Origin of the sequence: Streptomyces sp. NPDC047453, from assembly GCF_040643155.1 — a bacterium.
GTDB lineage: Bacteria > Actinomycetota > Actinomycetes > Streptomycetales > Streptomycetaceae > Streptomyces.
This window is the reverse complement of sequence record NZ_JBEYTS010000085.1, coordinates 1-26800: the sequence shown is the minus strand read 5'-3', so window position 1 is coordinate 26800 and position 26800 is coordinate 1. Positions and strand designations below refer to the sequence as shown.

Here is a 26800-nt window from a genome sequence, read left to right as displayed (position 1 = left end):
CTGCGGGCAGTGCTCCACAGGGTTACCGGACGCGTGAGGGACCCGGCCGGGAAAGCCTGGCGGGAGATGCCCGCCGCCACCCGTGTGGCCGAGAAAGTGCAGGGCGCGATGACCCGCGAGGAGGCCCTGCCCGTCCCCGGCCTCAGCCATCTCGGCGTCACGGAGATCCAGCAGCGCCTGCGCGGCCTGTCCCAGACGGACCTGACGGTGATCGAGGGCTACGAACGCGCACACGCCGGCCGCTCCGGGGTACTGAATGCGATCCGGCACCTCAGCGCAGCTGAGCCCTGGGCCGGCTACGACGCGATGAACCCGGAACGCATCACGATGCACCTGCCCGACGTGTCCGACGACGTGGCCCGGCAGGTGCTGGAGTATGAACGACAGCACCAGCACCGCCAGCAGATCATCTCCGCAGCTCAGGCACGCATACCCAGGTAGCGCTGCGTTGCTGTGGGCCCTGGACCGGGAAGGGTGCGGTACACGATGCCGGTCGTGGCTTGGTAAACCACTCCGTGAGGGGGCGACACGCCCGCCCCGTCCATGCTGGGGACCAGTAGAAATGCGCAGCCCCGCTACCGTCGCGCAGCAGGTCCGGCCCTCCTCGCCTTCGGCCCTGCGCAACGGGCGCTGCCCGGCCGCGCCCGGGTGCTTCAGCGGCACGGTCCCGGCGCATGGGACGCGCTACTACCGCAAAACCGTGACCACAGGCTCGGCCGTCTTAACGACGGGGCGACGGGGCCTCGCACAAGAATGCGGTGATCAGATGCTCTGAACCTGGATCCACCGATCGGTGATGAGGCGGGACGGGGCTGACGCAGAGAGGTGCCTGCTGAGCTGATGGGAGTTCCTACACTTCCATCCGGCCCAACCAGCAAGGCACCTCGTAAGTGAAATCCTCCCATAGCCGTGCGGCGGTCTTCGGCGCATTCGATGATCCGAATCTGTTCGCTCATGGTGGGGTGGCCGCGGCGGTCCGCCTGGCTGAGCGGTGCGCCCTGCCAGAGCTGGTGCGGGAGAAGGTGCGGCTGGCTGGGGCGGGCAATGGCGCCGGGGCCGCGCCGGACGCGAAGGCGATGTCGCTGGTCGCGGGCATGCTCGCGGGTGCGGACAGCATCGACGACGTGGGCGTGCTGCGGCACGGCGCGATGGCGAAGGCGTTCACCGGGGTGCGGGCGCCGTCCACGCTGGGCAGCTTCCTGCGCGCGTTCACCTGGGGGCACGTGCGTCAACTGGAGTCCGCCGCACGGGCGTTCACTCGCAACCTGGCCGGGCACTGCAGCCTGCTGCCGGGCGGCGACCAGGTCGTCTACCTGGACATCGATTCGAAGGTGAAGCAGGTCCACGGGGCCGCCAAGCAGGGCGCCGAGCACGGATACACCAAGGTCAGAGGCTTGCACTTCCAGATCGTCACCGCCTCCACCCCACTCGCGTCGCCGGTGATCGTGGCATCCCGCCTGCGCAAGGGCTCGGCCGGCTCCGCCAAGGGCGCCTCCCATCTGATCGCCGAGGCCATCGCCCAGGTGCGGGCGATGGGTGCCACCGGCATGATCGTCGTCCGTGCCGACTCGGCGTTCTTCTCCCACAAGGTCGCGGCCGTCTGCCGCCGCGCGAAGGTGCGGTTCTCCCTGGCGGTTGCGCAACGCAAGAAGGTCCGCCAGGCCATCGCCGCGACCCCCGAGGACGCCTGAACGTCGGTCAAGTACCCCAAGGCGATCTGGGACGCCGACGAGCAGCGCTGGATCTCGGACGCGGAGGTCGCCGAGGTGGAGTACACCGCGTTCACCGGCAAGGCCAAGAAGTACCACGCGACTGCCCGGCTGCTCATCCGCCGCGTCAAGCGCCTGAACGACGCCCATGTCCCGGACGGACAGGGCGAGTTGTTCAAGATCTGGCGCTTCCACGCGGTGTTCACCGACAGCCCCTTCGAACTGGTCGAGGCCGAGAAGTGTCACCGGGCGCACGCGATCGTGGAACAGGTCTTCGCCGATCTTGAGGACTCGGCGCTCGGGCACCTGCCATCAGGGAAGTTCACCGCGAACGCGGCCTGGCTCACCCTGGCCGCGCTCGCGCACAACCTCACCCGCGCCCTGGGCACCCTGGCCTCGGCGTTCCACGCCAAGGCTCGCACCGGTACCATCCGCCGCCACCTGATCGCGGTCCCGGCAAGGCTGGTCGCCCGCGGACGCACCCTGACCTTCCACATGCCCGAACGCTGGCCCTGGCAGGACTTCGAGACGTTGTGGACGGCCGTCGGCTGCCGGCTGCGGACCTGACCCCTCGACGCCCTGCCCGCCCACGACCAAAGACTTCGGAGACCCCGCCGCCGGGACGGCCACCCGGCGATCACCCACACCCACCAGCGGAAACCCGCGCTGGAATCAACCGAAAACGCTCACCAGAATCCGCCCGGTGGATCCAGGCTGATCCTGTGCACGCCCGGCACGAGAGCAGGCGCCTTCGTCCAGGTGGACGGCAGGGCCTGCACGGGTGGCGGCCACCTGACGCGGCGTGCGCGATCCCTCGGGAGGTCTGCGAGGTCAGGCCAGGTTGATGTTCTCGGCCTGCGGACCCTTCTGGCCCTGGGTGACGTCGAACGTCACGGCCTGGCCCTCCTGGAGCTCACGAAAGCCCGTGGAGTTGATCGCGGAGTAGTGCGCGAAGACATCCGGGCCGCCGCCGTCCTGGGCGATGAAGCCGAAGCCCTTCTCCGCGTTGAACCACTTCACTGTTCCCGTTGCCATGTCTTATGCCTTCCAGTCGATGAACGCCTCCCACTCCCTGTGGCAGACGGAGGTGATCGCCCTGATCCCTGCGGCACAGCACAGCAAAACGCCCACCCCAGAGGCGTGGGCAAGAGGGAGTTTTGAACCACGACAGCTGACGCAGACGTTACACGTCCACACCCCGCGTCACCATAGGAAATGATCACACGCCACACACCGAGACCGTGCGTGCGGTGCCCGCCGACGCTGACGGGCACGCTCATCTCATGCTTCTGCGGTTGGGTTCGCTGATTCGGCGGCGCGGCGATATTCGGCGTTGAGGCGCTGGGCTTCCTCGAGCTGGTCTTCGAGAATGACGATCCGACAGGCGGCCTCGATGGGGGTGCCCTGGTCGACGAGTTCCCGGGCGCGGGCGGCGATACGCAGTTGGTAGCGGGAGTAGCGGCGGTGGCCGCCTGCGGAGCGGAGTGGGGTGATGAGGCGGGCTTCGCCGATGGCGCGAAGGAAGCCCTGTGTGGTGCCGAGCATCTCGGCGGCCCGGCCCATGGTGTAGGCGGGGTAATCGTCGTCGTCGAGACGGCCGAACGCGTCGTCTGCTGTCATTGCACCTCTCTGTGGAACGCGTGGAGGGGCCCTGGTGCCGTACTGGCACCAGGGCCCCGAAGGAACTACTACACCATCTGCCGGCACTGATTCTGCACCGGCCCTCTGTTTCCGCAGACCCGACCGAGACGCTGTCGGGGGCGCGGGGATCGCGGTTGCTTGACCGGAGACCACCTCACTATCGATGTCCTGCGGTACCCGGGCCCAAGACTTCCACCCGGGCGATCCTGATGGCGTTCGGCTCCTCCGTTCTTCCCTCTTGATCAACTACTCACTAACGGAAACTGCGAACTGCTTCACTGCTGGGCACTGCGAACCTTCACTTGCGGGTACTGCCACTGCGGTACTGCTCATGGCGGCCCCTGATCATTGCGGGCCACCCGGTCCGGTCGTCAGTCCCGTCACCGTCCTGCAACCGCTCTGGCTTCGGAACTCCACCACCGCACCGTCCTGCGAACTGCAACTGCGGTACTGCTGCCCGGCAGTTCATCTCTGCCGGGCCTCACTCGATCTCGACTACGAGAGAAACCATAACTACACTGCCGCCCAATGTCTACTCTGGCTAGCATAGATTTCCGCGCGCTCGAAGATGAGGTAATCCGCCTCGACCGGTCCATGGGTGGTTCAAGCAGCTCCGAGGCTCAGTCCGGCGCTCACAGTGACCCACCGCCGCGCAGCACGTCGGGCTGAGCGTGACGTCGCCGCCTGCGCCGCGGCTACCGTCGGCGGGCACCGGCCAACACTGCGTCTCGCCAAGAACACCACCGACCGGGACGGACGCTTCCAGCCGTGACACCCCGCAGGTCGGCTGTTGAGGGGCGCGGCACGAGGGTCTGCGCCGCCCTCGACGATCCCGGGGTGATCGAACAGCTCGTGGAAGTTGGCACGCGGGTGCTGCGATCCGCGGGTCGACGCCTCCTGCTGCCGCCTCAGTGCCTTGACGAGGATCGTCCCACGGTCACTCTCTCGTGCTCGCCCAGCCGGTGGCATCGCCGCGGATGGGCCGCTTGCTCGAACCGGCACGGCCCCCGACTCGGAGCCCCTTCAGGCAACCACCGTGGCTGTGCGGGGTTGACGGGTGGAGGGGTTGCCGACGCACGCGATACGGCACGGGCCTTCCTCGAAGGTTTGCGGCAGCCGGCCGTGGCCCCTGACGCAGCGGGCTGCTGCGCCGACCGAATTCGGCGACTATGGCCGTCTCATGTCGCAGCCTGACGAGCTGCTCGTTGACGTCGCCGCCCTGGTGGAGTCCGACCAGAGCAATCAGAGTCCCTGACCGTGGTCACCGGTGGCGCTGTCATCACCGGTCGACTGGCTCTCGCAGCCACGTGGAGGCAGAGGGTGTCGGATGTGCTGACGGATTCCGCCCGCTTGGGCGAGTTCGCCGCCGTCTTCGGCTCCCCCGCGAAGAAGGACGGGCCGCCCACGCGTCTGCACTTCCATGTCGCCCGGATTTTGCAGGGCACACTGGGGGTCCCGGAGACGGGTGGGATGTACCGGGTTGTGATCGAGGACGTCAGCGCCTGGATCGTGGGCGACTTCAGCTGTTCCGACCACTGAGCGACGGCGACGGGAACCCGCTGCACGCAGTGTGGGCCCGACCGGCGTACCGGTCGGGCCCACACTGCTGGTCAGATGTCGGCTCGTGCCTGTTGACCCGGTCAGACCGTCACGGGGGTGCCGAGCATCGCGGAGGCGTGCTGCAGCGAGCCGGGGATGCCCAGAGGTGCGGCCTTGGAGAGGGCGCGGCAGGTGAAGCCGAGCTGAGCCATGGCCCGGAGGACTTCAGCGGCGCTGAAGTCACGGCGGTCCTGGCGGGTGATGACTTGGCCGACTTGCTTGACGGGGTAGTGGCGGCGGCCGATGATCACCGATTCTCCGGTGACCGGTTCGGGCTTGATGCCCTTCATCGATTCCAGCACTCCGCCCTTGGTGAGCTCGAAGGGGAAGCGGGCGATGACGCAGCGCATGTGGCCTCATAGGGAGAAGGGAAGAATGGTCCGACCAGGGGCGAGGAGTTTCGGCGGGAGAGGGCGGGGATGCCCGGGGCGCTGCCTTGCTCGGCTACGACTTGCAGAGCACCGGGCCGCCGGGAGCGCATCGCGTGCTCGTGGTCACGGGTGAGGTGGACGAGCCGTGGTCGCCGAGGATGTCGCGCAGGCGGACGCGGTCCGTGTGAGCGCCACTGTCGCGGACGGCGGTGAGGTCGGTTCGGGTGACCAGGCCGATGCGCTGGTCGTCCTGGTCGCAGACGACCAGTCGGCCCGTGCGTGCGGCGGCCATGACGGCCAGCGCCACCTCGACGCTCATGTCGTCACAGACCTGCGGTCCGGCCGCGTCCATGACCTCCACCGCCGTCCTGTGCACGGGGTTGGCATCCGCCGTGCGGGGCTGCATCTGAATCAGCGTCAAAAGGTGCCTCCTGCAGAGATGGGTCAACTTCCTGATCACGAAGGTCCTAGGCCACCGCATCGAGGACGGGCTGGCGTACGGAGGCGCGCCGGGTCGCCGAGGAAGGACGGCGTCGGCCTCGGGAGGAGGCGCTGCGCTTGGGGCGTTCGACCACCGGTGCGGTGATGACGACCGGGATGCCGGACGGGGCCTGGGCGCCGGTGATCCGGCTCAGGGCCTCGTCTCCCGAGCGGATCTGGGTGGTCTGCGGCCGGATTCCGGCGTCCGACATGAGGCGGACCATGCCGCGGCGCTGGTTCGGTGTGACGAGCGTGACGACGCTGCCGGACTCGCCGGCGCGGGCGGTACGGCCGCCGCGGTGGAGGTAGTCCTTGTGGTCGGTCGGCGGATCGACGTTGACGACCAGGTCGAGGTTGTCGACGTGAATGCCGCGCGCCGCGACATTGGTTGCCACCAGCACGGTGACGTGCCCCGTCTTGAACTGCGCCAGCGTGCGGGTGCGTTGCGGCTGCGACTTGCCGCCGTGCAGCGCGGCGGCGCGTACCCCGCTGTTGAGCAGGTCCTGGGTCAGCCGGTCGACGGCGTGCTTGGTGTCCAGGAACATGATCACGCGGCCGTCGCGGGCGGCGATCTCGGTCGTGGCGGCGTGCTTGTCGGCGCCATGGACGTACAGGACGTGGTGCTCCATCGTCGTGACCGCACCGGCCGACGGGTCGACCGAATGCACGACAGGGTCGGTCAGATAGCGGCGAACCAGCAGGTCGACGTTACGGTCCAAGGTGGCGGAGAACAGCATCCGCTGCCCCTTCGGACGCACCTGGTCGAGCAACGCGGTGACCTGCGGCATGAAACCCATGTCGGCCATCTGGTCGGCCTCGTCCAGCACCGTGATATCCACGTGGTTCAGCCTGCAGTCGCCACGGTCGATGAGGTCCTTGAGCCGTCCGGGCGTCGCGACGACGACCTCGGCCCCGCCGCGCAGCGCGCCGGCCTGCCGGCCGATCGACATCCCGCCCACCACCGTGGCCAGCCGCAGCCTGACGGAACGGGCGTACGGTGTGAGCGCGTCGGTCACCTGCTGCGCCAACTCACGCGTCGGTACGAGGATCAGCCCCAGCGGCTGGCGGGGCTCAGCACGCTGTCCAGCGGTACGGGCGAGCAGGGCGAGGCCGAAGGCGAGGGTCTTGCCGGAACCGGTGCGCCCGCGGCCCAGTACGTCACGGCCCGCCAGGGAGTTCGGCAGCGTCGCTCCCTGGATCGGGAACGGTACGGGCACACCCTGCTTGCCGAGTTCGGCCAGGAGCTGCTCGGGCATGCCGAGATCGGCGAACGCCTCGACGGCGGGCAGCGCGGGGGTGATCGTCCTGGGCAGCGCGAACTCACCGCGCACCGCGGCGGGCCGGCGGCCGTAACCGCCAGAACGGGCAGGCCCGCCGGAACGGTGCGGTGCCTGCGTCGCGAAGCGGCTGCCGCCCTTTCCGGCGTCGGCACTGCCCTTACGGGCGCGGGCGGAGCGGTCGTTCGTGCGTGTGTGGTTCATGCGGAACCTTCCTCGATGCGGCACATATCAAGGAATTCCTGCTGCGATGAGCGGCATGGAGAATTACAAGTATGGACCGATGACAAAAGAAAGCAGATCTGGCCGACGGAAATCTCCGGGGCACAGGCGCTGAAAGGGGGGACGCAATGGGGGCCTTGAGATCCGGGCGTCGACTGCGGTGCAGCTTTTCAGGATGCGTCTGCACGCCTGAAGGAGGAGTCGCGCGTGTTGAGACTGCGGATTCCTTCGTAGTCCCGCGGGTGAAACCGATGCGGGAGACGCGTGCAGCTGGGGCCCGCACCCCGAAGGATGCGGGCCCCAGCTACGGATTGTGCGTGAGCGTCAGGCGAGAACGATGTTCTCGGCCGTCGGGCCCTTCTGGCCCTGCGCGATGTCGAAGGTGACCTTCTGGCCTTCGAGCAGCTCACGGAAGCCCTGCGCGGCAATGTTCGAGTAGTGGGCGAACACGTCAGCGCCGCCACCGTCCTGCTCGATGAAGCCGAAGCCCTTTTCCGCGTTGAACCACTTCACGGTACCAGCAGCCATGTCATATCTCCCTGGGGCAGTACATCGGAGTCCGCACTGCGCGGACGCCGCGTCGCCGCGATGATTACCCCGCCGGAAATGACCGGAAATATAGAAGCGCTCCCAACCGACAGAACCGGGTGGGGCACCTGAAGTTTCGGGAACCACAACTGCAACTGAGATCGACAGTAGCACACCGGAACGGCCCGTGCACATAATGCAATTCCGCTCTACTCAGTGCGGCAAAAACTCTCACTACGTGGTCCGTCAAAGCCTCACTTCGCGAGTACAGATATTGATCCACTCGGAGTGCTACGTTTCAGCCTGGATCCACCGATCGGTGATGAGGCGGGACGGGGCTGACGCAGAGAGGTGCCTGCTGAGCTGATGGGAGTTCCTACACTTCTATCCGGCCCAACCAGCAAGGCACCTCGTAAGTGAAATCCTCCCATAGCCGTGCGGCGGTCTTCGCCGCGTTCGATGATCCGAATCTGTTCGCTCATGGTGGGGTGGCCGCGGCGGTCCGCCTGGCTGAGCGGTGCGCCCTGCCAGAGCTGGTGCGGGAGAAGGTGCGGCTGGCTGGGGCGGGCAATGGCGCCGGGGCCGCGCCGGACGCGAAGGCGATGTCGCTGGTCGCGGGCATGCTCGCGGGTGCGGACAGCATCGACGACGTGGGCGTGCTGCGGCACGGCGCGATGGCGAAGGCGTTCACCGGGGTGCGGGCGCCGTCCACGCTGGGCAGCTTCCTGCGCGCGTTCACCTGGGGGCACGTGCGTCAACTGGAGTCCGCCGCACGGGCGTTCACTCGCAACCTGGCCGGGCACTGCAGCCTGCTGCCGGGCGGCGACCAGGTCGTCTACCTGGACATCGATTCGAAGGTGAAGCAGGTCCACGGGGCCGCCAAGCAGGGCGCCGAGCACGGATACACCAAGGTCAGAGGCTTGCACTTCCAGATCGTCACCGCCTCCACCCCACTCGCGTCGCCGGTGATCGTGGCATCCCGCCTGCGCAAGGGCTCGGCCGGCTCCGCCAAGGGCGCCTCCCATCTGATCGCCGAGGCCATCGCCCAGGTGCGGGCTTCGGCAGATTGAGGAGCCAAGGCGCAGGGGCCCGCTGCTACTCTGCCGACATGGCGAAGCGCAGCATCGAGGTACCGGTAGATGACGCCGCGTACGCGGCCCTTGTAGAAGAGGCCAAGCGCACTGGCCTCTCCGTGCCCGAGTTGGCCGGCCGGGTGCTCTCGCACGACGCCAACCGGCGCCGCTTCCTCACGGCCGCACAGGACTTCACCGAGGCGTGGGGGCCCGCTTTCGACGAGGAGTTCGGGCGGGCCGCCCAGCCTGACGGTGCCGCCGCGTGATCCTCCACGTTGACCGGGCCTGGCTGCTGGACGTGGCGCACCAGCACCTGCACCAGGACCCGGACGTGACTGACTACGGCAGTCTCGCGGCCGCCGTCGCCCGGCACGCCGACCAGGTGCTGGACGTCCCGGTGTATGCCGAGCCCCACCACCGGGCGGCAGCCCTCATGCAACTCCTGATCCAGGTCCCCGCGCTGGAGTCCCGCAACGAACTCTTCGCGTCCGTCGTCGCCGCGGCGTACCTCACCGCGTCCGGGCTGACGGTCACCGCCGAGCCGAAGGACGCCGTCGCCCTGGCCGCCCGGGTCCGCGACGGGCTCAGCGTCCGGGACCTGGCGCACGAGATCCGCCGCGGGTGGATCGCCGGATGATCGGTGGCCCAAGGCCACCTTGACATATAGCTCGCCGCCGGCTGCGACCAGCAAGCCGCGCTGCGAGGGGATGACCATCGCGCCGACCGCGTCGGAGACGTTGCCCTGGTCAGTGAGGCAGTGTGATGCGGAAGCGCAGGCGGCAGATGACCGCCTCGGTGTTGCGGCGGATGGCGCGGTCCAGGACCGCGCCGCGCTGGTTCTGCAGCAGGCGCTGCCATGGCTTGGGCAGGTGCATTTCCGGGATCAGGACCACCAGGCGGTCGTGGCTGTCCTCGGCGCCGAGGGCACGCAGGTAGTCGACGATCGGCCGTGTCAGTGACCGGGTGCGGCTGTGCAGGACGGTGAGCGGCACGTCGGGTTGCCAGGCGTTCCATGCCTGGCGGACGTCGTCGGCGGAGGGCGCCTCTGGATCCTCGGGGTGGACGACCGTGACGGCGCGAACCTGGTCACCCAGTGAGAGGGCGGCGCTGATCGCCTCCTGGGTGAGCTTGTTGACCGCTCCTACCGGGACGACGACGAGTGAGCGGCGATGCTCTGGGCGGTCGGGGACCTCACCGAGGTGCAGGGCTGTGCCGATGCGCCGGTAGGTGTGGTGGACCGCTTCGAACAGCATGACCAGTACCGCGACGGCGAGAAGGACCAGCCAGCCACCTTCGTGGAACTTGGAAACCATCTCGATGACCAGGGCCGCGGCAGTCAGAAGCGCGCCCAGGCCGTTAAGGACCGCGCGTCCGAGCCAGCCGGTGCCGCCTTCCTCATGCCAGTGCCGGACCATCCCGGCCTGGGAGAGGGTGAAGCCGATGAAGACGCCGATGGCGAAGACCGGCACCAGCTTTTGTGTGTCGCCTTCGGCGGCGACGAGCAGCACCAAGGCGGTTGCCGCGAGGGCGATGACGCCATAGCGGTAGACCTGCCGGTCGGCGCGCAGCCCAAAGACGTGGGGCAGATGGTTGTCCCGCGCCAGCAACGAGGCGAGCACGGGCATGCCTCCGAAGGAGGTGTTGGCTGCCAGCGCGAGCAGCACCACGGTGGCGAACTGCACGATGAAGAAGCCGACGTTGTGACCAAGGGATGCCTCGGCCAGCTGCGCCAGGACGGTCTTGGTCCCGCTCGGCGCGACGTGGAACTTGCCGATCAACACTGACAGGCCGATCAGCATCGCGCCCAGCAGCGCACCAAGGGCGAGCTCGGTGCGCTGGGCCCGCCTGACCCGGGGGGTACGGAAGGTGGGAACGGCATTGGCGATCGCCTCCACCCCTGTCAGAGCCGAGCACCCGGAGGCAAAGGCGCGCAGGAGCAGCAACACCCCAACCGTCTGGACGGTGGAGGAAGCGGTGGGGTGAGTGGGCTGGACAACCGGATGCGATCGCAGCAGGCCGGCCAGCACCACTGCGGCGATCGCCGCGATGAACACCACGGTCGGGGCGATCATCACCTTTGCCGACTCGGCCACCCCGTACAGGTTCACCGCGGTGATCAGAGCCAGGACCAAGGCGCACAGCAGGACACGTTCGCCGTACAGAGTGGGGAAGGCTGAGGTGAGCGCGGCGACGCCGGCGGAGACCGATACCGCGACGTTCAGTACGTAGTCGATGATCAGTGAGGCGGCGGCGATCAGGCTGAGGCGCCGTCCCAGGTGGCGGCCGGCCACGGCATACGCGCCGCCGCCGTTGGGGAAGGCGGCGATCACCTGGCGGTAGGAGAAGGTCAGCGCGGCCAGAAGTACGACGATCGCCAGCGTGACCGGCAAGGTGAAGCCAAGACCTCGGCTGCCGGCCACCGCCAGCACGACTACGATCGCCTCCGGCCCATAGGCCACGGACGCCAGGGCGTCCAGCGACAACGCGGCCAGCCCCTGGGGCACCGTCAGTCGGTCCCGCTCCCGGTGCTCGGTGCCGGAACCTGGCAGATGGCCACCCGAGCCGTCGGCGTTCTCAGCGCGTGCAGACACCAGGCCCCTCCAGTCCTGCCGGCCAGTCGGCTCCACCCGACTCTAGGGCGCCGGTGTCCCGATATGCCTGCTCAGGGCGTCAGAAGAGCGTTAAGCGCACCCGTGTGGCGCCGCCGGTGGGCACTCCTTGCTGGCGGCGGTGCTGGGTCACCCGTGGACATCTCAAGCCCCGTGAGGTGCTGTGGGTCGCTGCCCGCACGCCGCCCGGACATAACGGACACAACGTGGTAGGCAAGGAGTGGGAGGTGCGCCGGTGACCGGGTTTCCGCTTCGTGACCGCATCGCGCTGGCGGCAGCCGTGGCCGGTCCGCTGCTTCTCGCGCTCATCCTGGTGCCGTTCCGGGGCAGTGTGTCGAGCACGAACCTGGCCCTGATCCTGGTCGTGGCTATCGTCGCGGTCGCCGCTGCCGGCAACCGCCTGGCCGGAGCGCTGGCTGCCCTGTCCTCGGCCGCGTGGTTCGACTTCTTCCTCACACGTCCCTACCAGAGCTTCACCATCGGCCGCGGCGCAGACATCGCCACGGCGGTCCTGCTGCTGGCAGTGGGCCTGGCCGTATCGCAGCTGGCCGCCCGTGCCCGGCGGCTGGAGGTGCTCGTCGTCACGGATGCCGACTACCTTGCCCGCGTCCACGACACCGCCCAGCTCGCCCAGACCACCAGATCCGCCGACGCGGTGGTCGACCACGTCAAGGGGGAACTCACCGAGCTGCTACAGCTGCGGGGGTGTCGGTTCGAGTACGGCTCCCTCCTCGGCCACCCCGCCCGTCTTGAACAAGACGGCAGCGTTACCGTCGGCCGCAAGCGCTGGGACGTTGACCAGCGAGGCTGGCCCCAGCAAGAAATTGAACTGCGGGCCAGCGCAGGCGGCCGCTTCCAAGGCCGGTTCATGCTCATGCCCCCTCCAGATGCCCGCCCCGATCTCCAAGCCCGCCTCGTCGCCGTCACTCTCGCCGACCAGGCCGCTGCTGCCCTGGACAGGGCGGGACCCAGTCCACAGGAGCAGTAACCCCGGCCAGTGATTCCCACCGTGGCAGCGGTCGCCGGCAACACGGGCCGCTTCCGCGCCCTTCCACCCTCGCGCACCAACTCACCCCGGAAACTCACCTCTTAAGAGGTGAGTGATGGATGCGGGAACACCCGGGCGACCGCACAAACCAGCCCGGGTGGAGCGGTACGTCGCTACGCTGATCGCAGGGTGCGGCGCTTCCCCCCGTGGCGCCGCACCCTGACACACTTTCAAGGCGCTGCCCGGCACGTCGCCACCCCGATGCTGCCGCCGTCGGGGGCCTCTCCCCATGACGCGTCGTTCCCGAGTAGCGTCGTAGGCAGCGACCACGAGGAGGTCACCGTGACGGCGCAGCCCGAGCACCCCGGCGCCAGCCAGTTCCGCCCGCCCATGCGCACGCTCAGGGAGCTGCGCGAGGCTCTGTCGACGTGGGGCTTCCCCGGAGACCGGGAGAAGTTCGAGGAGGAGCTGGACGGGATCGACCTGGACGACCTCACCCGGGTCCGCCAGGTCGCTCAGGCGTACCGCCACCGCATCGCGCTGAAGTACAGCACCGAGGGCATGGCCGCGCTCGCCCGGACCACCGGCGACGTCGAGGACGAACTCCGCCGCAAGCTCGCCGAGGCCGCCAGGTGACCCACGCCTTCTTCAGCGATCCCGCCGAGAAGATCCTCACCGAGCTCACCCCGACCGAGCGGGCCGCCGTCGAGAGCGTCCGCCGCTCACTCGAAGACGACCCCGCGCAAGGCCGCGGCCTGCCGGACGCCGACCCGCGCAGCGAGTCCCGCGTCGTCGAGCTGCTGCCCGAGCAGACCGGCGGCCGCGGGATCTCCGTCGTCTACCGCTACAGCCAGGATCTGGATGCGTGCCTCATCCTCTGGCTGATCGCAGGCCCGTAGCAGCCGCGATCACCGCGACGGCCGCCGTGGGGGTGCGGGCAGGTCGCCAGCCTCCACGGGGCCCGGTCGACGAGGGGTAGGCGCTGCGGTGCGCAACCCGCAGGCCCGGGTGAGGCCACCAGTACGTCCGCGCCCTCACGCTAGTGGAGCCGTCGAGGTCGACGCTCACCTGGCGAAGCGCCTCAGCGGGGCGGCGCGACCTGGTAGAAGCACGGCGGCGTCCACATCGTTGTACGGCGCGGGGGCACGGTTTAACTAGCCAGGCGCCCGGCGGGAGCCGTCACTCTCCCTGCCGGGCGTCTGGAGCATACGGGCCCCCGCGCACCCGCCATCCATCGTCGTGCGGGGTGGGAGCGGCAGCGGAGCCGGTGACGACGTCGACCAGGTGCACGATGTCGCCGGCAATCATCATCTGAGCGCTTTGAGCGAGGAACCGCTGATGGAACGCCTCCTGTGTCGCGGCAGTGATCTATGGCATCCGGTACCGAAAGGGTCTTCGAGGGGACTCGGTCTGGTCGCGGTGAAAGCGGGCGGCCGGTGTGCGGTTCGGTAGTCAGGCGACGGCCCCGTCCTGCCGGGCGGGGCCGCGGCGGGAGTGGGATCAGGATGACCCAGCCGGAGGCTCCCCTGCTTCCTCGGCGGTGGCTTCGGCCTCCTCAGCTGCAGGGGCTTCCTCTGCAGCTTCAGCCGGGGGCTGTGCCGCTTCTTCGGCAGCGGTTTCGGTCTCCTCGGGCGCGGGAGGCTCCTGCTCGATGTCGCTCATGTGTTCACCTCCTTCCGCCCGTGGTGCTGTGGGAAGGATGTGGGCTGTCACGCGGGCGGGCAGCCGAGACATTCAGAGAATGCCTGCGGCAATTGCCTTAGGAAGAAATCTACTGCTCTTGGATGGTCTATCCAGAAAGTTCCCCTGCCGATCTTCGGCTGTATCCAAGCCGTGCCAGCGATCGGGACTCCACAGACGCCAGCGGCGTCCCGGGGGACCGTACGATCACGCAGCGGCTTGGCGCGATCGCGCGTGTCCTGTTCGCCCTGGCGCGGGCACAGGACAGTGACCCCGACGAGCTGGCCTGAGCAGGACGCTGGTGGACCCTCTTGAAGGCGGCCGGCCTCCCGTGATGGGGGTCGGTGTCCCGGTGCATCTGCTCCGGAACGCCGTCGCGGAACTCCAGCCGGCCGTCGGAGCGGATCAGTGCGTAGATACCAGGCATGGTGTGGTCCTCTGCGTCCGATCCCGCGTCCAGGCGTGAACGGTCTGTGCGGTTTGGGGCCAATGAGGTCCGGTCGGCCCTATCGTGGGCAGGTACCGCGGAGGTTGCCTGGGTTCGGGACGGTCCTCCCGGGTGGTGGGGACAGGTACCCCTCCCCACCACCCTTTCGTGCCGCCTTTAGGCTTGGGTGATCTCGATGTGGCGCGGCTTGGCCGCCTGGGTCTTGGGCATGGTGACGGTCAGCACCCCGTCGGTCAGCGTTGCCGTGATCTCTTCGGCTTCGACGTCGGCCGGGAGCAGGGCCCGGTACTCGAAGCGGCCGGTGCGCCGGGTGCTGCGGCGCAGGACGCCTTCGCGCTCGCACTGCTTGCACTCCCCGGTGATGCACAGGTCCCGGTCGCCGATCTCGACGTCGATGTCCTCGCGCTCGATCCCGGGCAGTTCCGCCTCGACCACGTAGGCCTCGTCCGTTTCGTGCAGGTCGGCCAGAGGCGACCAGGCCCCGGCGCCGGGTGCCGTGCTGGCGGCCTGCAGGAACCGGTTCATCCGCTCGAAGAGGTCGTCGAACTCGGCGGCCATCGGCTCCCCCCAGCTCAGGGCCGGGAACGGGCGTTCCAGGAGCCGGCCGGGCCGGTGGTGCACGGGCAGGGTCATCGCGGTTGGGTGCAGATCTTCTGAGGGTGCCTCGTTGGGGTGATTCGCAGAGGTTCGGGATGTGGCCGGTTGTGCCGACTTTTACCGTCGCTGGGGTCGAGCCCGCCGTGAGGCGCGGGGGTGCTGAGCGAGGGTGGGTGTGGTGTGCCGTCGTTGATGGAGGCGTTGGAGGCCAGGCGGGCTGAGGTGCTGGGCCAGGCCGAGCGGCTGCGTGAGCAGATCGCTGGTCTGTCCGAGGAGTTGTCGCGGGCAGAGGAGCGGCTGTCGCGGTTGCAGATCGCGCGGGAGACGGTGGAGGAGGTGCTGGCCGCACCGTCTTCGTCGGTGCCGGGCACGGAAGCCACGGGCGTGGGTGCCGGCGGAGTCGCCGTGGCGCTGGTGAAGGCCGAGGCAGAGCTGGACGTGACGGTGATGTCGCCGGAGTACCGGGAGATCATCGCCTTGTTCGCGACCTCGGGGGCGGCGATGCGCTGCAAAGAGGTCTGCCGGCACCTGGGTCTGGGGACCGAGCCGCGGCATGTCGAGGGGATGCGCTCGAGCTGAAGCGGCTCGTGGAGCGCGGGATCCTGGCCGAACCTTCGTCCGGGCTGTTCAAGGTCGACGGCAGGAAGCAGGGGTGGTGAGCGTGGTGGGTCCGGCCCGGGGTGCGCTCGCGGAGTGTGAGGACGCCTTCGCCGCCTCGACAGGTCTGTTCGCCGCGGCGTGTGCGGAGCTGGCGGCCCCGGAGGCGGCGGTGATGACGCACGCGCAGTTGGAGGATCTGCTGGGAGCGCGGATGCGCGAGGTCACCCGGCAGTTGTTCCAGGACCACCTGACCCTGCGGGCCAGGGACGAGGTGCGTCGGCAGGAGGTCGTGGACGCCACCGGTGTCGAGCGCTCCCGGATCGAGCGGGACCGACACCGGAGGGTGGCCACGGTGTTCGGCAAGGTCACCGTGGTCCGGATCGCCTACCGCGGCACCGGCGTGGCGGACCTGCACCCGGCCGACGCGGTGCTGAACCTTCCGGATGGAATGCACTCGCACGGGCTGGCCAGGCTCGCCGCGATCGAGTCCGCCCGCGGCAGCTTCGCCGACGCCTGCGAGCGGATCAACGCCGTCACCGGCTCCGGCATCGGGCACCGGCAGGTCCAGGAACTCGCTGTCAGCGCCGCAGCGGACATCGACGCGTTCTACGACGCCCTGGTACCCGCCCCCTGCACCGACACCACGCCACTGATCTTGTCGGTCGACGGCAAGGGCGTGGTGATAAGACCCGAAGCGCTGCGCGAGGACACCGCCAAGGCCGCGGCCGCCAAGGGTGGCAACGCGATGAAGACCCGGCTGGCGTCCGGGGAGAAACACGGCAGGAAACGGATGGCCACCCTGGGAGCCGTCTACGATGCCGAACCCGCGCCGCGCACAGCCGACGACATCATCGCCGACCCCGACCGGCAAGACGACGCCGCCCACGGCGCGGCGCCCGAGCGCCGCCAGGGGCCGAAGGCCCGGTCGAAGTGGTTGTGCGGCTCGGTGAACGACACCGCCGCGCAGGTGGTGGCCGCCGTGTTCGATCAGGCGGAGCACCGCGACCCCGGCCACCGCCGTCCTTGGGTCGTCCTGGTCGACGGGGCCCGCCATCAGATCGACCTCATCAAGGCCGAAGCACAGCAGCGCGGCGTGGACGTCCACATCATCGTCGACCTGATCCACGTGCTCGAATATCTGTGGCGAGCGTCGTGGTGCCTGCACGACAGCGGCGATGCCTCCGCCGAGAACTGGGTCGCCCGTCACGCCCGCGTCCTGCTGGGCGGAGGCGTGCAGCAGACCGCCGCCGCACTCAAGGAAGCCGCCCGCGCGGCCGGACTGCGTGGCGCCCAGCGCAAGGGCATCGACGAGGCCGTGAACTACCTGTCCGGCAAGGCCGAGCACCTGCGCTACGACACCGCCCTGGAACGCGGCTGGCCGATCGCCACCGGAATCATCGAGGGAGCATGCCGGCACCTGGTCAAAGACCGCCTGGACATCACCGGCGCCCGCTGGGGCCTGTCCGGAGCTGAAGCCGTGCTCAAGCTGCGTGCCGTCCGCGCCAACGGCAACTTCGACGCCTACTGGGCGTGGCACCAGCAGCAGGAGTTCATCCGCAACCACCAGACGCGCTACCGCGACCAGGTCATACCCACCGCCTGATCGACAGCACCCTCATTGGATCTGCACCCAACCTCGATCACCGGAACCTGCTGTCGAAGGAGCACTTCGTCGACGGCGGCTACCTCTCCGTCGCGTTGAAGCAGCAGGTCGCCCGTGAACACGGTGTCGGCCTGGTCGGGCCGATCCGGGCCAGGAGCACCCGCCAGTCCCGCAAGGGCACCGTCTTCCACCGCGACGCCTTCACCATCGGCTGGGACGCGAAGAAGGTCACATGCCCGCAGGGCAAGGTGAGCCGCCGATGGTCGACACCGCCATCCCTCGCGCCCTACGTCAATGTCGAGTTCTCTCCGGACGACTGCCGTCAATGCCCGGTGAAGGCCGCCTGCACGCGCGCCGACGCCCGGAAGGTCACCTTCCTGCCGCGCGATCTCTACGACATTCAATCCGAGTCGCGGACCGAGCAGCAGACCCAGGAGTGGCTCTCGCGCTACTCGCTGCGGGCCGCCATCGAAAGCACGATCAGCGAGTTCGTCAACGGCCACGGCATGCGCCAGTGCCGCTACCGCAGCGAAGAGAAGGCCCACGTTCAGCACGTTCTGACCGCCATCGCGGTCAACCTCGAACGCATCGGCGTCCACTTGCCGCCAGCACCTGCCCGGCAGCCCCGGAACCCAACCGCCCCTCAGGGCTTCCTCGACTGGCAGCACATCCCCCGGCCGCGGTCCTGGCGCGTCGCCACTCACCCCGCAGGCTGAGGTGATCGCTCTCAAGGTGGTTCTCACCAACTTGCTCCGGACCCTGCCAGAGCCGATCGTGGCGAAGGAGCAGCACCCACCGTCAGTTCGCCAAATCTCCATGACCACTGGACAGGCCCGCTGCAGCCGCCCAGAAGAAGACGTGCCCGCACCTGGGGGACGGCATTCGCGAGCGTTCGGCGAGGACGTTCAGCGCACGGCGCACTTCTGCGCTCAGTTGGAAAAGCCGACGGCTGTACGGCCCGTCCCTGTAGGTGTACAGCCGGAAGACCTTGACGGCCAGTTCGTCGCGGCCGTCGGCGAAGGTGTCCGGGAGCCCGGCGAGCAGCTCGAAGTCGCGTTTACCGGTCGCGGCGTCAGCCACCGCGCTCAGAGGTAGGACGTCAAGTTCTGCGGCAGACACGGAAGTATCGACCGCGACGGCATGGGCGGCCAGGGCCGCGAAGACCTCGATCAGCCGCTCGCCTTCCGCGATGTCGATACCCCAGGCACCCAGGCGCTCGTGACGGCGGGCCCGGCGCCATTCCTCCTCGTCCACCACCGGCAGCAGGAGCCGACCCAGGTGCGCGCAACGACGCCACAGCATGTCGTGATCGGAGGTCACGGTCGACTCCCTAGAGCGAGTAGAACACGTGGGGGCCGAGGCCCAGCCCGCCCGGCGCAGGCCTTCCAACTTCCCACTGCGCACAGTTCACGTACAGAGCGGAAGCCAAGATCCCCGACAGTGTCAGGCACTAAAAAACTACGGCGCCCATCAACCAGACCCTTCCGCCCCGGCCGGGAACGACGACGGCGCCCTCCCGGCCTGGAGGGCGCCGTCGTGGTCCGCCGGGCGGACCCGGGGTCCGGCGCCCCACGCAGCGAGCGGGGCGCCTCCGGTCTGGCTGTGTCAGGCGGTGGCGTCGGGGTCGATGCCCTGCGCGCGAGCGAGGGCGAACAGGACGCGTTCGATCGTGTCCAGTCGCTGAGTGATCCCGTCAAGGCGTTGCGTGATCGTCTGGTCGCCCGGCGCGCCGATCGCGTCGGCGAGGGAATCAATGTTCCCGAACGCCGTGCGCTGCTGCTCGCGGATCGTCGCCAGCTGCTCGCTGTGCTCCGCGAGCGTCCGCCCAGTGCGGAACGCTTCCGCTTCCAGGTCTCGCAGCCGCTCATCATGCGTCGACGTCTCATTCGCCATGCCCACCATCCTGACAGGTTCCCGGACCTGGCAGGCCACCGCCTTGCCTGCCCTGCACGCGCTGAGCGCGCCGGTCACAAAACGGTGCCGCGCAGGGCGCGGCGGTCACCGGAGATGGCGTAGCGGCGGGCGGCGAGACCGTGCTCGAGGGGCTCGCCGATCTCCTCGCACAGCAGCGCCAGGACGTCGGCCGCGGCGGTGTCGGACAGGTAGGTCGGGGCGACTTCGAGCATCAGCTCGCCGATCGCGTGGGTGCTGGCGGCGAGGTCGTCGACGACGGCGCGCAGCGCGGCGAGCGCGGGATCCGCCGGCGGACCGGCGGGCGGTAGTGGCGGGGCGGTGCGGACGTCGCGGACGGCCTGGCGGACCACCGCGCGCATCGTGGCCGCGCCGACGACCGTCAGGCCGCTGTGGGCGAGCGTGGCGAGTCGGCGGGTGATCAGCTCCGCGACGGTATCCGCACGGCTGGAGACGGCGATCAGGGCGCGCTGGGACAGGCCGTAGTCGAGTGCGGCCGCGGTGGCCGGGCCGGTGTCTCGCGTGCGAGACAGGTCGGTGCCGGCGGCGACGGCGCCGTGGATCGCGGCGAGGGCGCGGGCGACGTCCAGGAGCCGGTACGCATGCGCGCGGCTGATGCCGAACTCCGCCTGGCAGTACGACTCCCACGAGGCGTGGCCCAGTGGCAGCCAGAGGCGGGCAGTGTGGGCGTCGCGGACCCGGGCGGCGAGCACCGCCACGGAGCGCCGGACGTCGTCCATCGCCTCGCGCAGCCCGGCCGTCATCTCCCGGGCCTGCGCCGCAGTGAGCGGCGGCCGCGCGGGTTCGGCGACGTCGTCCTGGTCCTGGTCGTGCTCGCCCATGCCCCCCATCGTCCTCTGTGCCGGCGGGCCGGACCCGGGCGCGCGGAAGCACGGACGCGAGCGCCCCCTTGGCCGTGGTGCCCGGGTTTTTCGCTCGGCTCTAGGACGGGGTGATCGGTCAGCCCGCCTGCGGTAGGTGCCAGGCCGGCGCCGGCCGAGGCTTCTCGGGGTGGAGAGCACGCTCATCAGCGGCGCCGAGATCGACGGTGACGGTCAGCTCGGTTCCGGCAGCTGGTCGCGGCCAAGACCGGTGGCTGCTGTGAGGGTGGCTGTGGGGATGGGAACGGTGATCTGCCCGTTCATCCAGTCGGGCAGCACCAGATGCGAGGTATCCGAGTCGGCACGGTGTACGACGGCGATGGTCCGCTGGCGGCTGCCGGAGTGTGCGGTCACACTGCCCCCTTCCGGCGAAGTGTTCGAACCGTTCTATCAGCTCACTCGGACACGGTGCGGCCTCGAGTGCTGTCAGATCCGCCAGGAGCGGATGCGGTCGGCGGCGCGTAGCCGTCGGCCCGGCCGGCGTCGATGTCCCGGGCGAGGTCGATCAGCGCGCCGTAGGGCGCATCGATGGCCTCGCCGGCGGCGGTCCATGTACGCGGCGCCGTACAGGGCGTTGCGGGCCGGGAGCGGGCGCAGCCGGATGATGGCGTGCATGAGGGCAGCCGCTCGCCAGGCGTTGTCCACCCCCTGGAGCCGACCTGCGGGGTGTTGACGCGGTGGCGGGCAACGGCGGCCACGAGGTTGGAGAAGTCGTGGACCTCGGGCTGCTTGGGCAGCACCTCCGCCCGACTCGTTCGGCAGCCCTTCTGTCACGGAGAAACGATGGTCGCCCAACCGGTGGCGGCCACTACCTCCCGTGCGATGTCGACGATGAGCCGCCCGTCCGTCGCTACTCGCACAGTGTCTTCAGGGGCCCGCTGATCCAGGAGCCGTGCCTTGCGGACACTTCCTTCCAGCTCCTGTTCCAGCTCTGAGCCGCGTTCCCGGCCCACCAGCCGCTCGCGGGCGGTGGCATCGGAGGCGGTGAGTAGGACTCGTGTGATCCGTACTCCACCCCCCATGGCACGTTCAAACATGCCCGCTGCCTCCGGCAGCACGCTCAAGGTGTTCGTGTAGATGAGACGCCGGTATCCACGCTGGGTGAAGTTTGCCCACACGGCAGTCAGATTGCTCTCGGTGATCTCCGCGCGGTGAGGGTCTCCCTCTGGTGCAGGATGCACCTGCCCCATGAAGTCACCATCGATGATCGCGTGAGCGACAGCCGTGGAGCGCAGCAGCGCCGAGACCTCCCACCCCACCGTCGTCTTGCCGACACCAGCTCGTCCTCCGATAAGCAGTGCTTCTGCGTGATCCATGCGGGCAGCCTGCCAGCGGGCAACCACCTCAGGCGATGCAATATCGGACCGAGGGTGACAACAAGCCTGCCTATGTGACAACTATTGGCTTTGTTCACGAGTTTCGACAGCGGATGTACACCGCTTTGAGCAGCACGCCGACTTGGCGGTGTTCGATGTTCACGAGTACCGACAGCACACGCCCGGGGTTGCAGCAGTCGGGCGCGCTGAGGGGTCCCCTTGGCTGGGGACGGTGGCCGGGCGGCGTCCGTCGAGGAGAATCGCCGCATGCGGATTCTGATCATCACTGCCGGTTCACGAGGGGATGTCGCGCCCTTCACGGGCCTGGGGCGGCGCCTGCTGGACGCCGGCCATCAGGTCGCCGTGGCCGCTCACCCGTCCTTCGCCGCACTCGTCGGCGGGTGTGGTCTGGACTACCGGCCGATGCCGGGAGACCCCCAGGGGCTGATCCGGGACTGGTCCCGGGCGGTGTCACGGGAGGAGGCCCGGGCAATGACGAGGGCGTATGCGGACGGGCTCGCCGATGGAGTGGTGGAGGCCGTGGCGGGCGGCGCCGACTTGCTGCTCACCGCCTTCGGTCCGGCACCGCTCAGCCTGGCGGCCGGTGAGGCGCTCGGCGTCCCCGTCATCGGCACCTACCTCGCACCGTCGTTCGCCACCGGACAGTTCCCGCTGCCCAACGCCCGGGACACCGACGGCCTGGGACCGGAGGGCAACCTCGCCGCGGGCCGGGACGTGCTCAGGCGCGCGGAAGGCGTCTTCGCCGGCTCCGTGACCCGGCTTCGCACCCGCCTCGAGCTGCCGGCCGACGCGTCCTGCGCGCCGGTGGACCTCCGGCCGGTCTTCCACGGCTTCAGCTCGCTGGTGGTGCCGCGCCCCGAGGACTGGCCGTCCCGGGTCGAAGTGGCCGGCTACTGGTGGCCCGCGCGGCCGGACGGCTGGCAACCGCCGGCCGAGCTGGTCGACTTCCTCCAGGCCGGTCCGCCTCCGGTGTTCATCGGGTTCGGCAGCATGGCGGCGGGGCAGGGGGAACGGCTCAGTGAGCTGGTGGCCGCAGCGGTGAAGCGGGCAGGGGTGCGCGCGGTGGTGCAGGCGGGCTGGGCCGATCTGGTTGGCTGCGGCGACGACGTCCTGGCCGTCGGCGACGTCCCGCACGACTGGCTGTTCCCTCGCAGTGCCGCCGTCGTCCACCACGCCGGGGCCGGTACCACCGCAGCCGGGCTGCGGGCCGGGGTACCCGCCGTGCCAGTGCCCGTCATGGCGGACCAGCCGTTCTGGGCGTCTCGACTGCACAGCCTGGGGGTTGCCCCCCGGCCTCTGCCCTTCCAGGACCTCACTGCCGAAGCCCTCGGCGAAGCGATCACAGCCAGCCTGTCTGAGCCCGCCCAGCGCCGCCGAGCGGCCCAGCTCGCCCAACGCATGGCCGCGGAGGACGGTGCCGCCGCAGTGCTCGCCCACATTGGCTCAGAGGACGCCGGGTGAATCCGAGGAATGCACCAACAAACCGTGCTGCGGTACCAGGCTGTCAGAGGCACTCCGCCGCATCCGGCGCTGCCGAAACTCGCGAACTATTCGAACGCCACTGTCCCGAAGTCGTGGACGAAGCCACAACTATCGTGCTTCGGCTCAAACGGGTAATTGATGCTCGCCGTTTCGGTCTCCTGATCAGAAATCCAGGTCCAGGTAATCAATTTCGTTGAGGGCGACGTCCGACAGTCCCATGGCACGCGCTCCGCTGTCCTGGAAATACACGTCCTTGAAGCCTTCGGCGATGATCTGCCGCATCTGCTGGTCGCTGGCCCCGGCGTCGCGGGCGTCAAACAGGCGGCAGGCGTAGGCCGGGGGGAGGTGCACGGTGAGGCGGCGGAAGCGGCCGTCGTCGGTCGTGCCGACCGGGGCGGTGTACCCAAACCTGGCCCAGGTCTCCACCGTGATTCCGCCCGTGGTGGCGGCCTGCTTCCGTCGGCGCTTGCGGACCTGCGGCTTCCAGCGCTGCCGTACCGCGTCGTCGATCTTCGCGGCGATGTCGGCGCGGGCGTGCTTGCGGGCGCCGCGGCGGTAGCGGTTCACGGAGTCGGCGGTGACACCGATCTCTTGGGCGACGGCCTTCGCGCTGCCCAACTGCTTGAGCAGGTAGCCGATCTGGCCCTTGAGTGTCTTGGGGGGCTCACGGGTGAACGACTCCCGATCGGCGCGTTCCAGCGCGTTATGGATCTCCACGGCGGTGCTCAGCTCCCTTCAGGGGTGGGGTCCTGGCCGTCGGGGTCGACCAGCCGGAACCAGGTCTCGCGCGTCTCGCGCAGGTCGTGCTGCCACAGCTCGAACTGGGGCGAGGCGCGGCGGGTGCGCATGGAGAACTGCAGGGCCTCCATGCGTGCCTCCAGGCGGTCCAGCGTCCGCGCCAGCTCCGCGCCGGCCTCCAGCGACAGCGTGCCGCCCGGGTCGGTGGCCACGGGCCTACTCGCCTTCGTCCAGGACGGCGTCGCCGCCCTTGATGTGGCGGGCCGGGTTGAGGCCCTTCTCCATCAGGTCGACCGCCCACAGCATCGGCTGGACGCCCTCCAGCTTCGCCAGGCCCGGGGTGGGACCGAGGCGGAAGCCGCCGGGCTGCGGCTTACCGGACGTGGCGTACGGGAGGAAGTCCAGCGGGCTCGCGCCGGGCGAGGGGTAGACGACGCAGTCGGAACCTGTCAAAGCGATCAAGGCAGGTAGATCGTTCTAACGTTGTGTCGGGATCAGTGGGTCGTCTGGTGCCGGCTTGTTGATCCAGGCCGCTTCGGGGAGTTTCGGCGGCTCGGGCGGCTTGCGGACGAAGCGCTCGGGGTGCTTCGCGTAGACGGCCTGGAGGACGTCGGCACGCATCTCGCGGAGCTGCTCGGCGAGACCGAAGTGCACGTCGTAGGGGGTGTGGAGGCCAATGCCGGAGTGGCGGTGCTCCTCGTTGTACCAGGTGAAGAAGCGGGTGCACCACGCTCGGGCGTCCTCGAAGGAGCCGAAGCGGTCCGGGTAGTCATGCCGGTATTTCAGGGTCTTGTAGTGGCTCTCGCTGTAGGGGTTGTTGTTCGATGTCTTCGGGAGGGAGTGGGACTTGGTGACGCCGAGGCCTGCCATCATCTGGGCGACGTTCTGCGCGACCATCGGGGACCCGCGGTCCGAGTGGATCGTCAACTGGCCTGGCGCGATGCTGTACTTGGCGATCGTTTCGGACAGGAACCGCTCGGCGAGATCTTTGTTCTCCCGGCCGGCGATCATCCAGCCCACCGTGTAGCGGCTGAAGATGTCGATGATCGTGTAGAGGCAGTAGTAGACGCCCGCGACCGGGCCTTTCAGCTTGGTGATGTCCCAGCTCCAGACGCCGTTCGGGCTGTCGGCGACCAGTTCGGGCATCGTCCGTGGCGGGTGGACGGCCTGGCGGCGGCGTTCACGGACCTCGCCGTGCCGTCGCAGGAGCCGGTACATCGTCGACTCCGAGCACAGGTAGACGCCCCGGTCGAGGAGGATGGCGTAGATCTCGGCGGGCGCCATGTCGGCAAACTCCGGGGAGTGGAGCACGTCGAGGACCCGTATCTCCTCCTGTGGGGTGAGGGCGCGGGGGTGCCGGCGCCGTTCTCGCCGTGGTCTGGCCGGCGCGGGGCTCTGCCGGTGGTGGCGGTAGTAGGTGGCCCGGCTCACGCCGAGCGCGGTGCACGCCTGGACGCGTCCGACCAGCCTGGTGAGCTCTTCGAGGGCCTGGTCGCGGGCAGCGTCGAATACGGCCGCGGGGTCGGCCTCGATCACTTGGTGTTCTCGCCGTCCCGGTTCGGGGGCGCTGTCCGTGGCGAACTGGTCGAGCAGCGCGGAGAGTTTTCCCTGGACCTCGATGACCGTGCGGGCCTTGGCGAGATCGGCCTCCAGGCGGGCCTTCTCCGCCCTCAGCTTCGCGATCTCCTTGTCCCGCGGGTCCGCCTTCGGCCGTCCGGCCGGCGCGGCGAGCGCGTCAAGGGCGCCCTTGTCCCGCTGCTGCCGCCACGTGGTGATCAACGACGCGTACAGGCCCTCCCTGCGCAGCAGGGCACTCACCCTTGCCCTTCTTGTCGAGCGTCTCGTACTCCGCGAGGATCCTCGCCTTGTACTCCGCGGTGTACCGGCGCGGACCGGTGGAACGGGCTTCTACCTGCGGATCAGGGGTCCCATGGTCGTTGGTGCTGGCCACCTGGGCACTACTCCTTCTCCGCCCTCGACTCAATGAATCATCCAGTATGCCTGGCTCAACCTATTTTGACAGGGAGAGCGGAGAGGCGAGTCGGGGGCAAGGCCTGCACGGCGCAGAATGGTCGTCCATGAACTGCTGGCCCTGTACAGCTCGTGGACTTCGCGGCCGCTCTCCTTGAGGTAGTCGGCGAGTTGCGGCGTGCGATGCGCTTTGGCTTCCTGGGCAAGGGTTTGCACGGTTGCCTTGGTGGGGCGTGGGCCTTCGAGGGCGTTGCCGGTTTCGGTCATGAGGAAGGTCCTGGGGTGCTGGTGGCCCGCCGGATGCGGGCCGGGTAGCAGAACAGTGACCGGGTGGGGGGTTAGCCGGGCAAGCCATATGGATACAGGGCACATGAGGCTTGGTCCCGTGACGAACATGGGAACGACGACCGCGGACTGGGTGCGTGTCGGCGGCCTGGACCCCTCGTGGGCCCGAGCGCCGGAGCGGTCCGAACCGCGCGACACGGTACAGACGTCCAAGACACGTCAGCCCCGGCATCTGTAACGCTTAGCGGCCCCCGACCCCGCCCAGGCAAGCGGGCAGGGCCGGGGCCCGGACGCCACCGCGATCGGTCTTCAGGGCCCGTCGCCGGATTGGGCGGCGAGCTCGGCGAAAACTCACATGCCGGACAACGCCGTCGCTCACTACCGTGATGACCGCACGTCCCGTGTAGGGGCGTCGATAATCCGATGGGCGGGGACCAATGAAGCAGCTTGAGCTGGTGATCGTGCAGTTCGAAGAGGTCAAGCGCCTCATCGGAGTGGGAAGAGTCCCACAGCTCAGGCTCGCCTTCATCCTCCTCGACAGCGCAGTCGAGCTGATCATGCACCGCAAGGCCCAGGATGAGCTTGCACTTGAGCACTGGGACCTCCAGAGGCTGGAGCGGTGCCGACGAGCCGAGAAGAACGGCCACGTGAGCGACGAGCTTCGCTCTGAGATAACCCCGGTTATTCAGCGGAATTGGTCGGGCTGACGCCCTGACAGCAGAAAGGTGCCGCTGACCTGCGAGGATGCGAGTGTCTAGATCGTATCCGGT

General features: G+C 69.0%; 29 protein-coding genes and 5 pseudogenes. 14 read left to right on the top strand and 20 right to left on the bottom strand.

Annotation, left to right across the window (positions count from 1 at the left end; all coding sequences use genetic code 11):
* Together ABZ818_RS37415 and ABZ818_RS37410 are read left to right on the top strand one after the other, a co-directional pair.
* Positions 1 to 441, top strand: a pseudogene (locus tag ABZ818_RS37415) (hypothetical protein); the annotation flags it as partial.
* 449 nt (positions 442 to 890) lie between these two features.
* Positions 891 to 2276: pseudogene (locus ABZ818_RS37410) on the top strand (IS1380 family transposase).
* 264 nt (positions 2277 to 2540) lie between these two features.
* On the opposite strand, the gene ABZ818_RS37405 reads toward ABZ818_RS37410, so the two are convergent.
* Positions 2541 to 2744, bottom strand: a complete 204-nt coding sequence (locus ABZ818_RS37405) for a cold-shock protein (RefSeq protein WP_030052720.1) — start codon at positions 2742 to 2744, stop codon at positions 2541 to 2543.
* 246 nt (positions 2745 to 2990) lie between these two features.
* The gene (locus ABZ818_RS37400) at positions 2991 to 3329 is read right to left on the bottom strand and encodes a MerR family transcriptional regulator (protein ID WP_361425141.1); all 339 of its coding nucleotides are present in this window, start codon (positions 3327 to 3329) and stop codon (positions 2991 to 2993) included.
* A 1201-nt stretch (positions 3330 to 4530) separates the two neighbouring features.
* On the opposite strand from ABZ818_RS37400, the pseudogene ABZ818_RS37395 reads away from it, so the two are divergent.
* A pseudogene (locus ABZ818_RS37395) lies at positions 4531 to 4889 on the top strand (hypothetical protein).
* Positions 4890 to 4990: 101 nt separating this feature from the next.
* Here ABZ818_RS37395 and ABZ818_RS37390 read toward each other — a convergent pair.
* The 4 genes from ABZ818_RS37390 to ABZ818_RS37375 all read right to left on the bottom strand — a co-directional run bounded on the left by ABZ818_RS37390 (position 4991) and on the right by ABZ818_RS37375 (position 7827).
* Positions 4991 to 5299, bottom strand: coding sequence for an SCO5918 family protein (locus ABZ818_RS37390; RefSeq protein ID WP_361425138.1), 309 nt, complete (start codon positions 5297 to 5299; stop codon positions 4991 to 4993).
* Between the two features lie 94 nt (positions 5300 to 5393).
* Positions 5394 to 5741: a CBS domain-containing protein gene (locus tag ABZ818_RS37385; RefSeq protein WP_361425135.1), complete on the bottom strand. Its 348-nt coding sequence runs from the start codon at positions 5739 to 5741 to the stop codon at positions 5394 to 5396.
* A gap of 46 nt (positions 5742 to 5787) precedes the next feature.
* Positions 5788 to 7281: a DEAD/DEAH box helicase gene (locus tag ABZ818_RS37380; RefSeq protein WP_361425131.1), complete on the bottom strand. Its 1494-nt coding sequence runs from the start codon at positions 7279 to 7281 to the stop codon at positions 5788 to 5790.
* Positions 7282 to 7623: 342 nt separating this feature from the next.
* The gene (locus tag ABZ818_RS37375) at positions 7624 to 7827 is read right to left on the bottom strand and encodes a cold-shock protein (RefSeq protein WP_014145516.1); all 204 of its coding nucleotides are present in this window, start codon (positions 7825 to 7827) and stop codon (positions 7624 to 7626) included.
* Between the two features lie 416 nt (positions 7828 to 8243).
* On the opposite strand from ABZ818_RS37375, the gene ABZ818_RS37370 reads away from it, so the two are divergent.
* From ABZ818_RS37370 to ABZ818_RS37360, 3 genes are read left to right on the top strand one after another with little or no spacing between them, the layout of a single operon-like run.
* Positions 8244 to 8897 carry a hypothetical protein gene (locus ABZ818_RS37370; protein ID WP_361425127.1) on the top strand — a complete coding sequence of 218 codons (654 nt, stop codon included), beginning with the start codon at positions 8244 to 8246 and terminating at the stop codon, positions 8895 to 8897.
* Positions 8898 to 8935: 38 nt separating this feature from the next.
* Entirely contained in the window at positions 8936 to 9166 is a 231-nt protein-coding gene (locus tag ABZ818_RS37365; protein ID WP_361425124.1) for a hypothetical protein, read from the top strand.
* A complete protein-coding gene (locus ABZ818_RS37360; protein ID WP_361425121.1) occupies positions 9163 to 9537 on the top strand; it encodes a fic family toxin-antitoxin system, toxin component in 375 nt (124 codons plus the stop codon). The genes ABZ818_RS37365 and ABZ818_RS37360 overlap by 4 nt, the downstream gene beginning before the upstream one ends.
* A gap of 109 nt (positions 9538 to 9646) precedes the next feature.
* Here the strand turns inward: ABZ818_RS37360 and ABZ818_RS37355 are convergent, their stop codons facing one another.
* The gene (locus ABZ818_RS37355; protein WP_361425145.1) at positions 9647 to 11449 is read right to left on the bottom strand and encodes an APC family permease; all 1803 of its coding nucleotides are present in this window, start codon (positions 11447 to 11449) and stop codon (positions 9647 to 9649) included.
* A 295-nt stretch (positions 11450 to 11744) separates the two neighbouring features.
* On the opposite strand from ABZ818_RS37355, the gene ABZ818_RS37350 reads away from it, so the two are divergent.
* From ABZ818_RS37350 to ABZ818_RS37340, 3 genes are all read left to right on the top strand, one after another.
* A complete protein-coding gene (locus ABZ818_RS37350; RefSeq protein WP_361425118.1) occupies positions 11745 to 12497 on the top strand; it encodes a DUF4118 domain-containing protein in 753 nt (250 codons plus the stop codon).
* 342 nt (positions 12498 to 12839) lie between these two features.
* On the top strand, positions 12840 to 13133 hold the full coding sequence (locus ABZ818_RS37345) for a hypothetical protein (protein WP_361425115.1): 294 nt from the start codon (positions 12840 to 12842) through the stop codon (positions 13131 to 13133).
* Positions 13130 to 13396 carry a hypothetical protein gene (locus tag ABZ818_RS37340; protein ID WP_361425112.1) on the top strand — a complete coding sequence of 89 codons (267 nt, stop codon included), beginning with the start codon at positions 13130 to 13132 and terminating at the stop codon, positions 13394 to 13396. Before ABZ818_RS37345 ends, ABZ818_RS37340 begins: the two co-directional genes overlap by 4 nt.
* Before the next feature lie 601 nt (positions 13397 to 13997).
* On the opposite strand, the gene ABZ818_RS37335 is transcribed toward ABZ818_RS37340, so the two are convergent.
* A complete protein-coding gene (locus tag ABZ818_RS37335) occupies positions 13998 to 14159 on the bottom strand; it encodes a hypothetical protein (protein WP_361425109.1) in 162 nt (53 codons plus the stop codon).
* 622 nt (positions 14160 to 14781) lie between these two features.
* A complete protein-coding gene (locus tag ABZ818_RS37330) occupies positions 14782 to 15258 on the bottom strand; it encodes an Hsp20/alpha crystallin family protein (protein ID WP_361425106.1) in 477 nt (158 codons plus the stop codon).
* A 144-nt stretch (positions 15259 to 15402) separates the two neighbouring features.
* Between ABZ818_RS37330 and ABZ818_RS37325 the strand changes: the two genes are divergently transcribed.
* From ABZ818_RS37325 to ABZ818_RS37315, 3 genes are all read left to right on the top strand, one after another.
* Positions 15403 to 15801: a hypothetical protein gene (locus ABZ818_RS37325; protein ID WP_361425103.1), complete on the top strand. Its 399-nt coding sequence runs from the start codon at positions 15403 to 15405 to the stop codon at positions 15799 to 15801.
* 76 nt (positions 15802 to 15877) lie between these two features.
* Positions 15878 to 17425: an ISKra4 family transposase gene (locus ABZ818_RS37320; protein ID WP_361425100.1), complete on the top strand. Its 1548-nt coding sequence runs from the start codon at positions 15878 to 15880 to the stop codon at positions 17423 to 17425.
* A gap of 95 nt (positions 17426 to 17520) precedes the next feature.
* The gene (locus ABZ818_RS37315; protein ID WP_361425097.1) at positions 17521 to 18141 is read left to right on the top strand and encodes a transposase; all 621 of its coding nucleotides are present in this window, start codon (positions 17521 to 17523) and stop codon (positions 18139 to 18141) included.
* Between the two features lie 82 nt (positions 18142 to 18223).
* On the opposite strand, the gene ABZ818_RS37310 is transcribed toward ABZ818_RS37315, so the two are convergent.
* The 6 genes and pseudogenes from ABZ818_RS37310 to ABZ818_RS37285 all read right to left on the bottom strand — a co-directional run bounded on the left by ABZ818_RS37310 (position 18224) and on the right by ABZ818_RS37285 (position 21533).
* Complete coding sequence (locus ABZ818_RS37310; protein ID WP_361425094.1) at positions 18224 to 18745, bottom strand: hypothetical protein; 522 nt, start codon at positions 18743 to 18745, stop codon at positions 18224 to 18226.
* 285 nt (positions 18746 to 19030) lie between these two features.
* Positions 19031 to 19318: a hypothetical protein gene (locus tag ABZ818_RS37305; RefSeq protein ID WP_361425092.1), complete on the bottom strand. Its 288-nt coding sequence runs from the start codon at positions 19316 to 19318 to the stop codon at positions 19031 to 19033.
* A gap of 74 nt (positions 19319 to 19392) precedes the next feature.
* Positions 19393 to 20178 (bottom strand): hypothetical protein, encoded by a 786-nt coding sequence (locus ABZ818_RS37300; protein WP_361425089.1) that lies wholly within the window; start codon positions 20176 to 20178, stop codon positions 19393 to 19395.
* A gap of 213 nt (positions 20179 to 20391) precedes the next feature.
* Positions 20392 to 20571 (bottom strand): hypothetical protein, encoded by a 180-nt coding sequence (locus ABZ818_RS37295; RefSeq protein WP_361425087.1) that lies wholly within the window; start codon positions 20569 to 20571, stop codon positions 20392 to 20394.
* A gap of 72 nt (positions 20572 to 20643) precedes the next feature.
* Positions 20644 to 20957 (bottom strand): annotated as a pseudogene (locus ABZ818_RS37290) (toxin Doc).
* Between the two features lie 30 nt (positions 20958 to 20987).
* Positions 20988 to 21533 (bottom strand): hypothetical protein, encoded by a 546-nt coding sequence (locus ABZ818_RS37285; protein WP_361425084.1) that lies wholly within the window; start codon positions 21531 to 21533, stop codon positions 20988 to 20990.
* A 267-nt stretch (positions 21534 to 21800) separates the two neighbouring features.
* Here ABZ818_RS37285 and ABZ818_RS37280 point away from each other — a divergent pair, with 267 nt between their 5' ends.
* A complete protein-coding gene (locus ABZ818_RS37280; RefSeq protein WP_361425081.1) occupies positions 21801 to 23015 on the top strand; it encodes a glycosyltransferase in 1215 nt (404 codons plus the stop codon).
* A gap of 183 nt (positions 23016 to 23198) precedes the next feature.
* Here the strand turns inward: ABZ818_RS37280 and ABZ818_RS37275 are convergent, their stop codons facing one another.
* The 5 genes and pseudogenes from ABZ818_RS37275 to ABZ818_RS37255 all read right to left on the bottom strand — a co-directional run bounded on the left by ABZ818_RS37275 (position 23199) and on the right by ABZ818_RS37255 (position 26012).
* The gene (locus ABZ818_RS37275) at positions 23199 to 23753 is read right to left on the bottom strand and encodes an XRE family transcriptional regulator (RefSeq protein ID WP_361425078.1); all 555 of its coding nucleotides are present in this window, start codon (positions 23751 to 23753) and stop codon (positions 23199 to 23201) included.
* A gap of 8 nt (positions 23754 to 23761) precedes the next feature.
* The gene (locus tag ABZ818_RS37270; protein WP_361425075.1) at positions 23762 to 23986 is read right to left on the bottom strand and encodes a hypothetical protein; all 225 of its coding nucleotides are present in this window, start codon (positions 23984 to 23986) and stop codon (positions 23762 to 23764) included.
* 4 nt (positions 23987 to 23990) lie between these two features.
* Positions 23991 to 24218, bottom strand: a pseudogene (locus ABZ818_RS37265) (transcriptional regulator); the annotation flags it as partial.
* 33 nt (positions 24219 to 24251) lie between these two features.
* A protein-coding gene (locus ABZ818_RS37260; protein ID WP_361425071.1) for an IS3 family transposase occupies positions 24252 to 25725 on the bottom strand; the annotation gives its coding sequence in 2 pieces (ribosomal slippage) (positions 24252 to 25592 and positions 25594 to 25725; 1473 coding nt in all).
* 29 nt (positions 25726 to 25754) lie between these two features.
* The gene (locus tag ABZ818_RS37255; RefSeq protein WP_361425068.1) at positions 25755 to 26012 is read right to left on the bottom strand and encodes a hypothetical protein; all 258 of its coding nucleotides are present in this window, start codon (positions 26010 to 26012) and stop codon (positions 25755 to 25757) included.
* A gap of 455 nt (positions 26013 to 26467) precedes the next feature.
* On the opposite strand from ABZ818_RS37255, the gene ABZ818_RS37250 reads away from it, so the two are divergent.
* Positions 26468 to 26737, top strand: coding sequence for a hypothetical protein (locus ABZ818_RS37250; RefSeq protein ID WP_361425065.1), 270 nt, complete (start codon positions 26468 to 26470; stop codon positions 26735 to 26737).
* Positions 26738 to 26800 lie beyond the last annotated feature (63 nt).

Coding starts and splice junctions, on each gene's coding strand:
- ABZ818_RS37405 (WP_030052720.1), bottom strand. CDS start 2,744: ATGGCAACGGGAACAGTGAAGTGGTTCAACGCGGAGAAGGGCTTCGGC.
- ABZ818_RS37400 (WP_361425141.1), bottom strand. CDS start 3,329: ATGACAGCAGACGACGCGTTCGGCCGTCTCGACGACGACGATTACCCC.
- ABZ818_RS37390 (WP_361425138.1), bottom strand. CDS start 5,299: ATGCGCTGCGTCATCGCCCGCTTCCCCTTCGAGCTCACCAAGGGCGGA.
- ABZ818_RS37380 (WP_361425131.1), bottom strand. CDS start 7,281: ATGAACCACACACGCACGAACGACCGCTCCGCCCGCGCCCGTAAGGGC.
- ABZ818_RS37375 (WP_014145516.1), bottom strand. CDS start 7,827: ATGGCTGCTGGTACCGTGAAGTGGTTCAACGCGGAAAAGGGCTTCGGC.
- ABZ818_RS37365 (WP_361425124.1), top strand. CDS start 8,936: ATGGCGAAGCGCAGCATCGAGGTACCGGTAGATGACGCCGCGTACGCG.
- ABZ818_RS37335 (WP_361425109.1), bottom strand. CDS start 14,159: ATGAGCGACATCGAGCAGGAGCCTCCCGCGCCCGAGGAGACCGAAACC.
- ABZ818_RS37330 (WP_361425106.1), bottom strand. CDS start 15,258: ATGACCCTGCCCGTGCACCACCGGCCCGGCCGGCTCCTGGAACGCCCG.
- ABZ818_RS37305 (WP_361425092.1), bottom strand. CDS start 19,318: ATGGCGAATGAGACGTCGACGCATGATGAGCGGCTGCGAGACCTGGAA.
- ABZ818_RS37300 (WP_361425089.1), bottom strand. CDS start 20,178: ATGGGCGAGCACGACCAGGACCAGGACGACGTCGCCGAACCCGCGCGG.
- ABZ818_RS37285 (WP_361425084.1), bottom strand. CDS start 21,533: ATGGATCACGCAGAAGCACTGCTTATCGGAGGACGAGCTGGTGTCGGC.
- ABZ818_RS37280 (WP_361425081.1), top strand. CDS start 21,801: ATGCGGATTCTGATCATCACTGCCGGTTCACGAGGGGATGTCGCGCCC.
- ABZ818_RS37255 (WP_361425068.1), bottom strand. CDS start 26,012: ATGACCGAAACCGGCAACGCCCTCGAAGGCCCACGCCCCACCAAGGCA.
- ABZ818_RS37250 (WP_361425065.1), top strand. CDS start 26,468: ATGAAGCAGCTTGAGCTGGTGATCGTGCAGTTCGAAGAGGTCAAGCGC.